The sequence below is a fragment of the Microbacterium sp. DT81.1 genome (assembly GCF_049844955.1).
Lineage (GTDB): Bacteria > Actinomycetota > Actinomycetes > Actinomycetales > Microbacteriaceae > Microbacterium.
On the sequence record NZ_JBNCMA010000004.1, the window covers coordinates 437,257 to 451,181 of the forward strand.

The following is a 13,925-nucleotide window of genomic DNA, read 5'->3' on the forward strand; positions in this document are numbered from 1 at the left end:
CGTGCACCCGGCAGCATGCATGCGATGCGCGAGCGAGCGGGCGTGTGCCGCTAGGCGCGCGGCGTGTCCTTGGCGAGCAGGTCGCGGATCTGGATGAGGAGCTCCTGCTCGTTCGGCAGGGAGGATGCCTCTTCCTCGGCGATGCCCGCCCGCGCGGCGGCGCGTTCCTTCGCCCTGTTCATCGGCACGACGAAGACGAAGTACACGACGACGGCGACGGCCAGGAAGTTGATGACGGCGCTGATGATCAATCCGATGTTGAAGTCCGTCACACCGCCTCGGATGTTGGGGATTCCCCAGACGATCTCGCCCAGGCTGTCGGCCTGGAAGATGAGCGCGATCAGCGGGTTGATGAGCCCGGCGACGATGGCGTTCACGATGCCGGTGAACGCGGCGCCGATGACCACCGCGACCGCGAGGTCGATGACGTTGCCGCGGAGGATGAACTCCTTGAATCCCTGGATCACGTGCTGCTCCTCGCTCATCGCCGGCGTGCGCCGGTCACTTTCCGGTCGGTGGGGGCGAGGCCTTGGCCTCGGATTTCGATGATGCCGAAGAAGAGCCGGAGTCGCCACCGGACGAGCCGGTTGACGAGCCGGATGATCCGGACGCGGACGTGGATGACGATGAGCCGGCGGCATCCGCGGCCTTCGTCGCGGCGGCCCGCGAGTCGGTGCGGTAGAAGCCCGAGCCGTTGAAGGTCACGCCGATCGACCCGTACTCCTTGCGCAGCGGCCCACCGCACTCGGGGCACTCCGTCAGGGTCGGCTCGCTGAAGGACTGGACGGCGTCGAAGCGGTGTCCGCACGACTTGCAGGCATAGGCGTAGGTGGGCATGGGTCCTGTATCCGTCGAGGGTCAGCGCCGCGTGGGCGCGAGGGTGATCGTCTGGGTGGGGGTGACGACGCCGGTCACCGGCTGGTCGTGCACGTCGCGCGGCACGCGGTCAAGCATCTCCGAGTCGAAGATGACCGCGTAGACCGGCGGGCAGCGCTCCATCGATCCGATGGTCTTGTCGAAGTACCCGCGGCCCCAGCCGAGGCGCATTCCGGAGCGATCGATGGCGGCCGCCGGGATGATCATGAGGTCGACGTCGTTGACGGCGATCGGCCCGAGCAGTTCGCCCACCGGCTCCGGAAGCCCGAACAGCCCCTCGGCGATGTCGCCGCCCGGCGTCGCCACCGACCAGTCGAGCAGGCCGTCGGCACGGGTGATGGGCAGCAGAACGCGGATGCCGCGGCGAACCGCCGCCTCGACGAATTCGCGTGTTCCCGGCTCCGTCGTGGTCGAGAGGAAGCATGAGACGGAACGAGCGCCACGCGCGTCGACAAGGGCGTCGAGCTGGGCGCGCACACCCGCGGCGGCGGCGTCCCGCTGCGCGTCTGAGAGCAGCTGGCGTCGCTCACGAAGCTCGGCGCGGAGGGCGCGCTTCTCGTGATCGACGTCATGCGGCATGTTCCCGATTCTAGGCGGCGCCGTCGTCGCCTCCGACATATCCCGTTCACACGCCGCCGTTAGAGTGATTCCATGTCCAAGAAGTCAATGAAAGCCGTCATCCCCGCCGCAGGTCTCGGTACGCGGTTCCTTCCTGCCACAAAGGCCATGCCGAAGGAAATGCTTCCTGTCGTCGACAAGCCGGCCATCCAGTACGTCGTCGAAGAGGCCTCGCAGGCCGGCATCCGCGACATCCTGATCATCATCGGACGCAACAAGAACAACCTCGCCAACCACTTCGACTCCGTCCCGGAGCTCGAGGAGAAGCTCAAGGACAAGGGCGACCACGATCGCCTTCAGCGGGTGCTCGAATCGAGTGACCTCGCCGACATCCACTTCGTCCGACAGGGCGAGCCGAAGGGTCTCGGGCACGCTGTCCTCCGTGCCCGAGCGCACGTCGGCGACGCGTCGTTCGCCGTGCTGCTCGGCGACGACCTGATCGACGAGCGCGACCCGCTGTTGACCACCATGATCGACGAGCACGACGCCCGCCATGCGAGCGTCATCGCCTTGATGGAGGTCGACCCCGACCAGATCCACCTCTACGGGGCCGCCGCCGTCGAACCAACCGACAACCCCGACGTCGTCAAGGTGACGGGCTTGGTCGAGAAGCCTTCCAAGGAGGACGCCCCCTCCAATCTGGCGGTGATCGGCCGGTACGTCCTGACCCCGCAGGTCTTCGACATCCTGGAGCGCACGGAGCCGGGCAAGGGCGGCGAGATCCAGCTGACCGACGCGTTGCAGGAACTCGCCACCACCGAGGGCGAAGGCGGCGGCGTGTACGGCGTCGTTTTCCGGGGTCGGCGGTACGACACCGGCGATAGGGTGGACTACATCAAGGCCATCGTGCAGCTCGCGGCCGACCGCGAGGACCTCGGACCCGAGCTGCGACCCTGGTTCAAGGAGTTCGCGGCAACGCTGTAGCCGCCCGTTCGAGGGAGGTCGCATGGATCTCTCTGTGCCGCGCCGCCACGGGGACATCTCGATACGTCTCGTGCGGCCCCGTGACGCCCGGGTGCTGCAGAACGAGCTTCTGAGCAACCGCTCGTGGCTGCGACCTTGGGAGGCGACGAGCCCCGACGGGCCGGTGTCGTTCGACATGAAGACCGGCATCCGCCGCCTGCTGCAGCAGTATCGCGACGGCAACGGCGTGCCCTTCGTCATGGAGGAGCGCGACGAGGTCGCCGGCCAGCTGAACGTCTGGGGCATCGCGCGCGGATCGCTCGCGTCGGCGACCATCGGCTATTGGGTGAGCGAGCGCTTCGCGGGTCGCGGTATCACCCCGACGGCGGTCGCCCTGGCCACCGACGTGTGCTTCACCGAGCTGCACCTGCACCGTATGGAGATCTGCATCCGGCCCGAGAACAAGGCCAGCCTGCGCGTGGTCGAGAAGCTCGGATTCCGCTACGAGGGGCTGCGCCGGCGCTACATCCACATCAACGGTGACTGGCGCGACCACTACGCGTTCGCACTCGTGCGCGAAGAGGTTCCGGAGGGCGTCCTCCAGCGGTGGGTGCAGGGGCGGGCTCCACAGGATGCCGCCACCGTGCCGCCGGCCGACCACCTGCACGCCTGAGCCGCGTCGGGGCGACACGCGCCGGAGAGATCGGCAACGGGCCCGAGGCCGCTTACCGTGGAGCACATGGGTGGGCCGGTGATGGGCGGGGGAGTGATCGTGCTCGTCGCCGCGCTCCTCTGGTTGGTGTATCTGCTGCCCTCGTGGCATGGGCGGCACCAGTACAACGCCGCCGAGCGCAATGCCGTTCGTCTCAATCAGGCCCTGCGCGTGCTCGCCGAGACGAGCGAGACGCCGGACGAGGTGCGGCTCGAACTGAACGCCCGCACCGCGTTGGCGCAGCAGCGACTGGCGCGGCGAACGCGGGCGGAGCTGGAGAGCGCCGAACTCGAGGAGGCCCGCCGCGCGCTCGCCGCGGCGCGCGCCATGCCGGCCGCGCGGATGGCACGGGCTCGACGCCGTGCCCGGCTGCTCACCACCCTGATCGGGTTCTCCGCCGTCGCCCTTGCCGTGTGGGGTGGCTGGCTCGTCGTGTCCACCGGGAGCCAGGTCGTGCTCTGGTCGGGTGTCGCGCTCGCAGGGGTCTGCGGGCTGCTGCTGCATCGGATGTCGCGTGTCGGCGCCAGGGCTGTGGCCAGCGTCGAGACAGCCGCACCCGTGCCCGAGGCCGAGGTTCAGGACGTCGAACTGGCCGGCGCCGTCGCATGGACCCCACGCCCCCTTCCACGCCCGCTGTCCTCGTCTGCGGGATCGCGCGCGGCCGCCGTGCTCGACGCCGCCGAGGCGCTGCGTGTCGCTGCGCGCGAGGAGGCGCTACGTGCGCACGCCGCCGAGCGGCAGCCCCCGTCGATCGCCGTCGCGCGTCGCGTGCACGAGCAGGCGGCGGCATCCGCCCCTTCGCCTTCCGGGGGTCCGCGGAACGTCGATGATGCGGAGATCGAGGCGCACGTGCGCCAGCTGCTGGCGCGTCGCGCGGCAGGCTGATTTCCCCGACCGTTCCTCCGCTCTGCGGTGCGCAGGTCCGCCCCGTGGGCCGTGATAACCTATCGGAGGTTCACGGGCCTGTGGCGCAGTTGGTAGCGCGCTTCGTTCGCAATGAAGAGGTCAGGGGTTCGAATCCCCTCAGGTCCACCGTGTGATGTCTCGCGACATGGGAGTCATCTGAGTCGCGACATCGCGTCATATCAGGAAGAGCCCGGCCATCGGCCGGGCTCTTGGTGTCGGTCGCCGCAGTAGTCGCGTTCGGGCTCGATCTCGTGGGTTCGGGGCGCCCCCGTCGCTTCGGGGCCCACATCTCCGCCGCGAAGAGCGTACGGCGCCCCACACCCGCCCAAGGTGGTGGAGGTCGACGGACTACGCCGGGCTTCGCGTCGATCGGCAAGGGAGCGGTGTCCCCCACATGGGGGACGCTTCACCGATCTTGGTCCCCCAAAAGGGGGACGAACCCCGTGATCCGCCCAAAATAAAGGGAAAATTGCCCGTCTGGATGAGAGGAAAACGACGGATCCGGTGCCGCCCGGCTGATACGTTCCATCTAAAGCGCTCGGTCGGACGTCGGGCGCAACGAAGCGCAGCGTCGCGTTCCTCCCCCCAGTAGATCGGACGCACATGCCGCGCAGTCATCCCTCTCTTCGTCATGCCCTCGGCGTTGTCCTGGCCGCCGCCTTGCTGGTACCCGCCGGGCTCGCGATCCCCTCTCCGGCGGTCGCCGCAACGCTCGCTGAGCCGCCCGAGGTGATGGTGGCGCTCGGGGATTCGATCAGTCGGGCTGGCGCTGCCGATGGGACGAGCGGCGACAACCTACCCAACAGCTGGTCTACGGGAACTGCGGTTGACGTCATGTCGCATCGTGCTCGCATCGCCGATCTCTTCGGCGCCGCCCCGACGGCACACAACCTGGCTCGAGGCGGCACTGAGACTTCGGATCTACCTCGCCAGGCATCGAACGCGGTGTCCGAGTCGGCTGACTACGTGACGATGCTCTCCGGCGGCAACAACATATGTCACGCCTCGAGCGTGACGGAGCTCCCCGCCGCGAGCTCAGTGGGCGCCGACTACGCTGCGGCGCTCAAGATCATCAATGCCGGGCTTCCGAACGCAGAGGTCCTCGTCTCCTCCATCCCCAGCATGATGAGCCTCTACCTGGCCGGGCGGGATTCCTGGATGGCACGAGTCGTATGGGCTGCCGTCGGCGTGTGCCCGGTGATGCTCGCGGATCCGCTTGATCTGTCCGGGACCGCCCACGGTCGCCGTGCCACGGTCGAGTCACGGGTTGATGCCCTTAACCTCGCCATAGAGGAGGCATGCGCGGCCGCTCTGAACTGCACATACGACGACGGCGCGGTCAACGACATGACGGTGATCTTCTCCGATCTGTCGACTCGGGACTACTTTCACCCGTCGGTGGCGGGACAGGCCAAGATCGCGGCCCAGACATGGGGGAAAGTGATCGAGAAAGGCACGTTCAACTCCGCACCGACGGCACTGCCGGGCGCACCGATGACCACGGTCGTGGATGAGACGTCTTCCCGGATCGAGTGGACGGGGTCATGGGCGACGAGCGCTCACCCGAGCGACAACGGCGGCTCGGTGCGATACCCGCGGATTGCCGACTCCGGCTACTCGTTGCGGTTCAACGGAACCCGGATCAGCATCGAGGCGCGAAGGACACCCTCGTCCGGCATCAGCGAAGTCCGGATCGACGGGGTGCTGGTCGGCCGGATCGACGGCTACTCGGCCTCTCGCGAATACCGCCAGCTCGTCTTCGTCAGCAGGGGGCTTCCCGCGGGCCCCCACACCGTCACAGTGTCGGCCACGTCGGAGAAGAACCCGGATTCGACGGGCCGCAACTCCATCGTCGACGCTCTGATCGTGGAGTCCTCGTCGTGACCGTGGACTACGCGACGCCCGCGGACGAGAGCCGGTCTGCGACCAGATCCCACCACGACGACGCATCCCGCCGATGGAGGGGTCGTCGCTCGGAGGCCTCCGCCTGGATGTCAGGACGCCGGGCGCGAAGGGATCCCACCAGGGGGATCCCTTCTCGCTCGGCCCTGGTGATGGGGACGACCGCCCCCTGACCCCAGTGTTCGAGCGCGCCGCGCTGCTTCACCGCCGTGTACTCGTCGGTCACCAATCCGAGCACCGGTACGCCCGCCGGGGCTGCGAAGACGGCCGGGTGATAACGGCCGGTGATGAGGAGACCCGCCCCGCGGGCGAGAGCGGCCGCGCCGCCAGAGCCACCCGTCGGGATGACGAGCGAGGGCGTGCGCATCTCCGCGCGGACCTCATCGTGCAGCACCTCGTCGCCGCGCCGGGTCCCGCCGTGCTCCGGTCCGAAGTGCGCGTGGAAGACCACGCGTCCGCCTTCGGCATCGGCCGCGGCATCCAGCAGCCGGGCGATCGCCCGCACCGTCTGCGCCCGTGGTGCGTCGCCGAGCGACAGTGAGAGGCTGACGAGCACACCGGACGATGCGCCCGCCGGCGGCGACGGGGCGTCCCACGCAAGGAAACTGGCGTCATCGACGCCGACCCGCGCTTCGACGCCCAGCTCAGCCGCCAGCGCCCGCGATGCGCTCTCCCGCACCCCCACGAGCGCGGCCGACCGCAGCATCCCGCCGACCAGTTCGCGATCCCGGCCCTCGAGGCGCGGACCGAACGTCTGGCCGGTGATCACGAAGGCTCGCCCGAGGCGCTCGGCGATGCCGGCGAGGGCCGCGCGCTCGTAGACGTGCAGGGGCCAGGTCGATGCGAGGTTGCCGCCGCCGGCGACGACCACTCCGTCCGCCGAGGCGACGGCGCTGATCACGGCCGCGGCGGGGTCGCCGGCCGCCAGGGGCGCGCCGCCCTCGGCCGCCGCGAGGACCGCGGCAAGGCGTGCTTCGGAGGCGCTCCGATCCAGGCCGGTGAATCCGATGCGGGCGATCGAGCGGATGCCGTACCGCGCCGCCGTCTCGTGCGGGGCGGAGGAGAGCGCCACGATGTCCGCCCCCCGGGCGGTCAACTCGTCTCTGAGCGCCTCGAACATGGCCTCGTCGCCGATGTGCATCATGTCATCGACGACCCCCACGTCACCGATCACCACCAGTCGCATGAAGCTCCTTCCGTGCGCCGAGAACCCGACCCACGCTAGACCACCCGCGGGTTCACTCCGGAGCGTTACCATTCGAACTGCGGCCGTCCCTCGTCACGGCCGGTGAGGGGATCAACGATGGGTGTGCAGACGGCCCTCGACGCGGTGCGCGAAGCGCCCGGAATCATCGACGCGATGCGCCTCGCGGATGATCTGGCCTTCGAGGCCGGCCGCAATCCCGGCGTCCGCACGCTGCGCGTGCTCGCCTCGGCGCTGAACGGCGATGACGAGGTGACCGCGATCGCGGCCGTGCACGCCCTGGCCGGGATCTTCGACGAGCAGGCCGGCCGCATGCTGACCGGCCTGCTCTCCGATCGCCGGGGAACCATCCGGGAGCACGCCGCGTGGGCACTCGGTGCCGGCCTGCCCCGCTTCGACGCCATGGGCCGTCTCATCGGTCAGGTCGCCGCGGGCGGGTTCACCGGGATGCTCGCCCAGCGCACCCTCGAGCAGTGGTCATCGGCGGTGGCGGAGAGCCTGACCGTCGGCCTGGAGACCGCCCTGCTCGGGGTGAGAGAGCCCGCGGCCCGGGCTCGGCTGGTCGAGACCCTCGGGCTCGTGCGCCCCTCGATCGCCACACGGCTGCTGGTCGGGATCGCCGCGAACGCCCGCGAGCACGAGGACGTGCGGATCGCCGCGGTGGCGGCGCTCGGGCAGCGAAGCGGCGACGAAGGCATAGGCGCTCCCCTCGAGGAGCTCGTCGGCGGGGAGGGGCGGCTCGCCGATGTCGCACGGCTCGCGCTGATCGACCTCGAGGCCCTGCCCGCCCGGCGCACCGCCAGGGACCGGGGCTTGACGATCGCGCAGCTCTTCCTGCATGCCGACATCGATCCGGCCCTCTCATCGGCCGGGGCAGGTGACAACGGGGGCATCGCCACGCTGCTCGTCCGTCTCGGAAACGCCCTGGTGGCCGATCCGGAGACCGGTGTGTCGCGGGTCATCACGCTCTCGCGCGGGCCCGTGCCGCAGGCGGCGGTCGACCTTCTCGAGCTCGGCTCGCTGAATGAGGGACACGTCTACGGGCGGGTGCCGCTGCGGGCCGACCCGGTGCCGTCGGCTGCCGCCTGGCCGCTCCGCGTGACGGCGCGGCGCGGCATCCGGCGCATCCTGCGGGCGGCCGGGCAGGTCGATCTGCTCCATCTGCGAATGGCGGATGTCGGCAGCCTCGCCGCCGCAGACGTCGCGCGAGAACTCGGCATCCCCGTCGTCTTCACGGTCGCGCCCGACCCGCACGCCGTCATCCAGTCCCTCGATCGCGCCGGCTCTCTCACACGCGAGGACTTCGGCGAGGTGGATCTGCGTGAGCACTTCTGGTTCCGCACGAGGCTCGTGCAGAGCCTCGCGTCCAACGCCGCCCACACGGTGCTCTTTCCCCGGCCGGAGCTCCAGCGTGACATGAACCAGCTCGTCGGCATCGACATCACCTCCCACCCTGAGAGGCACACGATCGTCGCCGAGGGTGTGGATCTCGAGGTGATCGATCGCGCCGTGAGCGATCGCAGCGCAGGATCGGGCGACAGCGGCGCGATGGATGACCTTCGCGTCGCGCTCTCCGGGCTGCCCGAGGATCGCCGGCACCTGCCCTTCGTCGTCAGCGTCGGGCGCCTGCACCGCGTGAAGGGCATGGCGACGCTCGTCGACGTCTGGGCGAGAAGCGGGCTGCGCGAGCGGACGAACCTGCTCATCATCGGCGGCGACCTCGAGCGGCCGTCTCTGGACGAGCGGGAGCAGCTGGAGCGCATCGACGCGGTGATTCCGGAGGCCGGCCGCGCGGAGGCGGGGCTCATCCTCGCCGGTCACCGGCCCAACGACATCGCCTCACGGTGGCTCGCCGCCGTCCGCCTGGGCGTGCCGGGCGTTCTCGCGCCGCGGGGCGTCTACGTCTGCGCCAGCCTCAAGGAGGAGTTCGGCATCGCGCTGCTGGAGGCCATGGCCACCGGTCTCATGGTCGTCGCGCCCGACGGCGGAGGACCCGCGACCTACATCAAGGACGGTGTGACCGGCGTGCTGACCCAGACCTGGGATCCGGTGCGGCTCGAAGCGGCGATCGAGCGCGCCCTCGACGTGGCTGCTCTGGATGACGATGGGCGTGTGGATGCCGCCCACGACATGGTGCGTGATAACTTCACCATCCAATCGATGGCCTCGGCCCTGGGGCCGGTGTATCGCGGCGTCGCCGTCGAGGAGGCTGCGCTTCTGAAGTCCGCCGGAGCGTCGGCGTGACGCTGCTGGTCATCAGCCCTGATTACGCGTCGCACCTCCTTCCCCTGGCCACCCTCGCGACCGCGTGGCGAGACGCGGGGGAGCGGGTCGTCGTCGCCACAGGCCCGGCCACGGATCCGCTCGTGCGCGAGTTCGGCCTCGAGCGGTACGACCTTCCGCTCGGCCGTGGCAGCAATGCCCGCGTCATCCGGGCCGACGACCAGCCCGACGAGGAGGCCGACTCGCTGCGCGGGTTCTTCGACGCCACGCGCCGGGGCATGGTGCCCACCCTGAGCTATCAGGCCGGTGAGCGGCTGACCGACCTGATGTGGCAGCCCGTGGATGCCGGGCGCCGGACTCTCGCGGCCGTCGAGGCGGTGCGCCCCGATGCCATCATCATCGACCACCTGGCCTTCAGCGCGCGGCTCGCGCTGCAGACGGCCGGCATTCCCTTCGGCGATGTCGTGCTGGGGCATCCGACCGCCCTTCCGGTCTCGGGGGAGGTCTACGGATACCCGCCGTTCTGGCCGAAGGCGTTCCGGCCGGACGCGGGCGACCTCGGATCGCTGCGTGCGCTCTGCGACGAGGTGTCGGCACGGTTCACGGACGAATGGAACCGGACGGCGCGCGCCCTCGACCCGGGGGCGGTGCCGACCGCCGACGCATTCGGCGAGCACGGGGATCTCGTGCTCTACAACTACCCCCGCGAACTCGCCGAGGGCGATGGGCGCGCCCTGCCCGCGCACGAGTTCCTCGGATCGACCCGGCGCGTCGAGGCCCTCGACGCCGAGGTCGAAGACTGGATCGCCGGCGCAGGGGATTACGCCTATGTGAGCTTCGGCAGCTTCCTCTCCGTGCGGGGCGACGTGCTGGCGCGCGTTGCGCAGGCGCTGTCCCGGCTGGGGATGCGGGCCGCCATCGCGACCGGATCTACGCCGATCGCGGACATCGGTGGCGTGCCGCAAGGGTGGCTCGTGCGGGACTACCTGCCACAGGTGCGGCTGCTCGGCGGCGCGCGGTTGGCGATCACGCACGGGGGCAACAACTCGGTGACGGAGGCCGTGGGGCAGGGCGTGCCCCTGCTCGTGCTTCCCTTCTCGACGGATCAGTTCGCGGGCGCCGCGGCGATCGAGCGCACGGGGACAGGTCTCGCCCTCGACCCGAACGCGGCGTCGGTGGAGGAGCTGGCGGAGGCGATCCGTCACATCGGGGAGCTGGAAGCCGCCGAGCGGGCGCTCCTCGACGCGGTCGCCCGCGAGCAGCGGCGCCGCCCGGGGCCGGCGATCGCCTACGAGGTGCTGACCGCGGGGCGCTCCGCGACGAGCTGAGCCATCGCGTCGACGTCCCCGGCCGCGGCGCGGTAGCGGTCCATCAGCGCCGCGTTCGCGTCGTACCGGGTGCCGGCCCGCACCTCGGCAACGTGGTGCATCGCGTACACGCGGCCGTCGTGGCGGATGGGCGGCTCGCCCAGCAGCGTCTGGTGCGCGAGATACCACGCGGCATCCTCGAAACCCCAGCCACGGAAGCGCTCGTCCTGCCCGCCGTGCGCCGCCCACGTGCGGGGGGTCGTGACGTACACGCCCGAGCAGGCGCCCCGCACCAGGTCGAACGCGCAGTCCTCAGGGGCCGTGCCTGCGCGCAGCTGGGCGGTGCCCTCGGCGCCGAGCCAGCGGTACTCCGTATAGGGCAGGTGCACCCGGCCGCTGGTCGCGGCGGCCGCCACCGCGGCGCGGAGCGCGGCCGGCTCCGGGAGCGTGTCGGCGTCATTGATCACCACGACGTCGTCGAGCCCGGCCCCGCCGACGCCGAGGTTGCGGCACGCGGCAAGCACGAACACATCGTCGTCGGTGTCGACCGGTCGGAGCGCGAACTCGGGAAGGTGCCGGACGTACCACGAGCGCACGAAGTCGAATGCCGGGACCCGTGAGGGCGTGGGGCGCCATGGCACGACGACGGTCACGGCCGGCACGCTCCCGGCCGGGACACTTTCGGATCGGACGCTGCCGGCACGGGCACTGGTGGAGGGCGATGGTGCAGAGGGGACGTTCGCTGGGGCACCGGTCCAGCGTACGGACTCGGAGGGGCGCACCGGCGGCGCGAGACACGAAGGACGGGCCCGGGCGCCTGCAGCCTCGGTCTCGGGGCTCGGTAGGCGTTCGTATCCTCAGGCGCGGGTTTGGGGCGCCTCAATCCCTTTGGGGCGGAAGTCGTGCGCCCCAGAGCGCACCGGTGCGCCCCGAACCGGAGAGCAGACGGGTTTGGGGCGCGTTGCGTTCTTCGGGGCGCAAATGCCGCGCCCCCTAGGCGACTCTAGTGCGCCCCGAATGAGTAGGGCGCCGCGCAAGATCGGCAAGACCGCGCAAAAAGTCGACGGTTTCTCGACAATCGTGGACACGACCTTGTAGAGACGCCGCCCGTCCCTTAGATTCGAGGCACTTCGGCGCCCGGGCGCCACCCCGAGTGAAGCGAGTCGACAATGACACGTCCCCCTTTCCGACCGCACCGGCTTCTGAGCGGCATCGTCGCCGTGGCTCTCGTGACGACGACGCTCGTCGCGGTCGCGGCCCCCGCATCCGCCGACCCCGCCCCACCTCCTGCGGTGGTGACCCGTGCGGCGCTCGACCCTGCGCTGGTGGCCGGCCGTGGCGCCGACGTGCCCTTCCTCGAGCAGGAGGCGGAGAACGGCGTGACCGATGGAGCCCTGGTCGCCGCGGATCGCACGGCCTACACGCTCGCCGCCGAGGCGTCCGGGCGGAAAGCGGTGAGTCTCGCGCCGGGGCAGTACGTGGAGGTCACGCTGCCCGAAGCCACGAATGCGGTCACCGTGCGGTACAGCATCCCGGATGCCGCCGGCGGCGGCGGCATCACGGCCCCGCTGCAGATCGGTGTCGGCGGTAAGAAGGTGAAGACGCTCACGCTGACGTCGGCGTACGCGTACCTCTACAACCAGTACCCCTTCACCAACGATCCCGCGGCCGGCCTGCTGCACCCCGACTGGTGGGTCACGGAGTGCGCCTGCGTGCCCGCGTTCACCACTCCCGCTCCGACGTTCGAGACGCCGTTTCGGCCGATGAAGTACTTCGACGAGGAACGGCTGCTGCTCGGCAGGACCTACAAGGCAGGCGAAGTGCTTCGCCTCACCGCCCCGGTGGGCACGCCGGCGGCCAGCACGGTGATCGACCTGATCGACACCGAGCTCGTGGGCCGCCCGCACGCGCGCCTCGCCGCCTCCAACGTGCTGCTCTTCGGCGCGGACCCGTCGGGCGGAAAGGACTCGGCGCCGGCGATCGAGAAGGCGATCGCCGCCGCCAAGAAACTCAAGCTCAAGGTATACATCCCACCGGGCACCTACCGCGTCGATCGTCACATCCTGGTCGACGACGTGACGATCGAGGGAGCCGGCAGCTGGTACACGAAGATCAAGGGCCGCGAGGTCGCCCTGGCGAGCCCGTCGCCCGACGGGTCGGTGCACACCGGCGTCGGGTTCTACGGCAGGGATGCCGCGGCCGGGGGCTCGCGCAACGTGCACCTGTGGGGCTTCGCGATCGAAGGGGACGTGCGTGAGCGCATCGACACGGACCAGGTCAACGGCATCGGCGGAGCGTTCAGCGACTCGAGCTTCTCGAGGCTGCACATCCAGCACACGAAGGTCGGCATCTGGCTCGACGGGCCGATGGAGCGCGTCACCGTCCGCGACAACATCATCGTCGACCAGATCGCCGATGCCGTAAACTTCCATCGCGGCGTCACGAACTCGACCGTGTCGAACAACTTCGTGCGCAACACGGGCGACGACGGTCTCGCGTTGTGGTCGGAGGGCACCGCCAACGCAGGAAACACGTTCGAACGCAACACCGTGCAGTCTCCGACGCTCGCAAACGGCATCGCCGTCTACGGCGGCACGGACAACACCGTCTCGGGCAATCTGGTCGCCGATCCGGTGCGGGAGGGGAGCGGTCTGCACGCCGGTTCGCGGTTCGGTGCCACGGCCTTCGAGGGAACCCTCGCTTTCACGGACAACACCACGGTGCGGGCCGGAACCTACGAGCTGAACTGGAACATAGGACTCGGCGCGATCTGGATCTTCGCGCTCGACCGCTCGATCGAGGGCGCGATCCGCGTGACCGGCGACCATTACCTCGACAACACCTACAACGCCATCATGATGGTCTCGGACTGGCCCGTGAAGGACGTCGTGAAGATCACGGACGTCGCCTTCGCCGACGTGCGCGTCGACGGCACCGGCACCTCGGTGCTGAGCGCGCGCGTGGCCGGAGGGGCGTCGTTTTTGAACGTGGACGCGCGCAACGTCGGGGCGGTCGGCATCAACAACTGCGGCTCGTTCAACTTCCTGCCGAGCGGTTCGGAGTTCGCGGTCACCGACCTCGGCGGCAACGACGGCGCCGGCACAACCGGCCCGTGGATGGCGGCCTGGGAGCTGCCGAACACCATCACCTGCGACGACCGCCCACCGGTGGTCAGCCCCCCGCCGCCTTCGACGTGGTGAGCGCGAGTCGCGCACGGTGACGGGTGGATGCCTCGGCCGGCCGGCCGGGGCATCCATTCGTCTGCGGCGCGGGC

At 70.1% G+C, this 13,925-nt stretch carries 12 protein-coding genes and 1 tRNA gene; 8 read left to right on the plus strand and 5 right to left on the minus strand.

Going from position 1 to position 13,925, the window contains the following annotated elements; all coding sequences use genetic code 11:
* Positions 1–50 precede the first annotated feature (50 nt).
* The 3 genes from mscL to ACLQ2Q_RS13595 are packed head-to-tail and all read right to left on the minus strand — an operon-like array spanning position 51 to position 1,455.
* Positions 51–467: a large conductance mechanosensitive channel protein MscL gene (mscL, locus tag ACLQ2Q_RS13585; RefSeq protein WP_425820985.1), complete on the minus strand. Its 417-nt coding sequence runs from the start codon at positions 465–467 to the stop codon at positions 51–53.
* Between the two features lie 34 nt (positions 468–501).
* Positions 502–837, minus strand: coding sequence for an FmdB family zinc ribbon protein (locus ACLQ2Q_RS13590; protein ID WP_425820986.1), 336 nt, complete (start codon positions 835–837; stop codon positions 502–504).
* A gap of 21 nt (positions 838–858) precedes the next feature.
* Positions 859–1,455 carry a 5-formyltetrahydrofolate cyclo-ligase gene (locus ACLQ2Q_RS13595; RefSeq protein WP_425820987.1) on the minus strand — a complete coding sequence of 199 codons (597 nt, stop codon included), beginning with the start codon at positions 1,453–1,455 and terminating at the stop codon, positions 859–861.
* A 72-nt stretch (positions 1,456–1,527) separates the two neighbouring features.
* Between ACLQ2Q_RS13595 and galU the strand changes: the two genes are divergently transcribed.
* From galU to ACLQ2Q_RS13620, 5 genes are all read left to right on the plus strand, one after another.
* Positions 1,528–2,418, plus strand: a complete 891-nt coding sequence (galU, locus tag ACLQ2Q_RS13600) for a UTP--glucose-1-phosphate uridylyltransferase GalU (protein ID WP_425820988.1) — start codon at positions 1,528–1,530, stop codon at positions 2,416–2,418.
* Between the two features lie 22 nt (positions 2,419–2,440).
* Entirely contained in the window at positions 2,441–3,070 is a 630-nt protein-coding gene (locus tag ACLQ2Q_RS13605; RefSeq protein WP_425820989.1) for a GNAT family N-acetyltransferase, read from the plus strand.
* 66 nt (positions 3,071–3,136) lie between these two features.
* Entirely contained in the window at positions 3,137–3,994 is an 858-nt protein-coding gene (locus ACLQ2Q_RS13610) for a large exoprotein (protein WP_425820990.1), read from the plus strand.
* Positions 3,995–4,068: 74 nt separating this feature from the next.
* Positions 4,069–4,141, plus strand: a tRNA-Ala gene (locus ACLQ2Q_RS13615).
* A 606-nt stretch (positions 4,142–4,747) separates the two neighbouring features.
* On the plus strand, positions 4,748–5,899 hold the full coding sequence (locus tag ACLQ2Q_RS13620; RefSeq protein ID WP_425821076.1) for a GDSL-type esterase/lipase family protein: 1,152 nt from the start codon (positions 4,748–4,750) through the stop codon (positions 5,897–5,899).
* Between the two features lie 7 nt (positions 5,900–5,906).
* On the opposite strand, the gene ACLQ2Q_RS13625 is transcribed toward ACLQ2Q_RS13620, so the two are convergent.
* Positions 5,907–7,103 carry a polysaccharide pyruvyl transferase family protein gene (locus ACLQ2Q_RS13625; protein WP_425820991.1) on the minus strand — a complete coding sequence of 399 codons (1,197 nt, stop codon included), beginning with the start codon at positions 7,101–7,103 and terminating at the stop codon, positions 5,907–5,909.
* A 117-nt stretch (positions 7,104–7,220) separates the two neighbouring features.
* Between ACLQ2Q_RS13625 and ACLQ2Q_RS13630 the strand changes: the two genes are divergently transcribed.
* Positions 7,221–9,365 (plus strand): glycosyltransferase, encoded by a 2,145-nt coding sequence (locus ACLQ2Q_RS13630; RefSeq protein ID WP_425820992.1) that lies wholly within the window; start codon positions 7,221–7,223, stop codon positions 9,363–9,365.
* Positions 9,362–10,672, plus strand: a complete 1,311-nt coding sequence (locus ACLQ2Q_RS13635; protein WP_425820993.1) for a glycosyltransferase — start codon at positions 9,362–9,364, stop codon at positions 10,670–10,672. The genes ACLQ2Q_RS13630 and ACLQ2Q_RS13635 overlap by 4 nt, the downstream gene beginning before the upstream one ends.
* Here the strand turns inward: ACLQ2Q_RS13635 and ACLQ2Q_RS13640 are convergent.
* Positions 10,633–11,304, minus strand: coding sequence for a hypothetical protein (locus tag ACLQ2Q_RS13640; protein WP_425820994.1), 672 nt, complete (start codon positions 11,302–11,304; stop codon positions 10,633–10,635). The genes ACLQ2Q_RS13635 and ACLQ2Q_RS13640 overlap by 40 nt on opposite strands.
* Before the next feature lie 516 nt (positions 11,305–11,820).
* On the opposite strand from ACLQ2Q_RS13640, the gene ACLQ2Q_RS13645 reads away from it, so the two are divergent.
* Positions 11,821–13,851: a glycosyl hydrolase family 28-related protein gene (locus ACLQ2Q_RS13645; RefSeq protein ID WP_425820995.1), complete on the plus strand. Its 2,031-nt coding sequence runs from the start codon at positions 11,821–11,823 to the stop codon at positions 13,849–13,851.
* Positions 13,852–13,925 lie beyond the last annotated feature (74 nt).

What these genes read in the sequence shown, in the direction of transcription:
- ACLQ2Q_RS13595 (WP_425820987.1), bottom strand. Translation starts at nt 1,455, where the DNA reads ATGCCGCATGACGTCGATCACGAGAAGCGCGCCCTCCGCGCCGAGCTT.
- ACLQ2Q_RS13610 (WP_425820990.1), top strand. Translation starts at nt 3,137, where the DNA reads ATGGGTGGGCCGGTGATGGGCGGGGGAGTGATCGTGCTCGTCGCCGCG.
- ACLQ2Q_RS13630 (WP_425820992.1), top strand. Translation starts at nt 7,221, where the DNA reads ATGGGTGTGCAGACGGCCCTCGACGCGGTGCGCGAAGCGCCCGGAATC.
- ACLQ2Q_RS13590 (WP_425820986.1), bottom strand. Translation starts at nt 837, where the DNA reads ATGCCCACCTACGCCTATGCCTGCAAGTCGTGCGGACACCGCTTCGAC.
- ACLQ2Q_RS13620 (WP_425821076.1), top strand. Translation starts at nt 4,748, where the DNA reads ATGGTGGCGCTCGGGGATTCGATCAGTCGGGCTGGCGCTGCCGATGGG.
- ACLQ2Q_RS13645 (WP_425820995.1), top strand. Translation starts at nt 11,821, where the DNA reads ATGACACGTCCCCCTTTCCGACCGCACCGGCTTCTGAGCGGCATCGTC.
- galU (WP_425820988.1), top strand. Translation starts at nt 1,528, where the DNA reads ATGTCCAAGAAGTCAATGAAAGCCGTCATCCCCGCCGCAGGTCTCGGT.
- ACLQ2Q_RS13605 (WP_425820989.1), top strand. Translation starts at nt 2,441, where the DNA reads ATGGATCTCTCTGTGCCGCGCCGCCACGGGGACATCTCGATACGTCTC.
- ACLQ2Q_RS13625 (WP_425820991.1), bottom strand. Translation starts at nt 7,103, where the DNA reads ATGCGACTGGTGGTGATCGGTGACGTGGGGGTCGTCGATGACATGATG.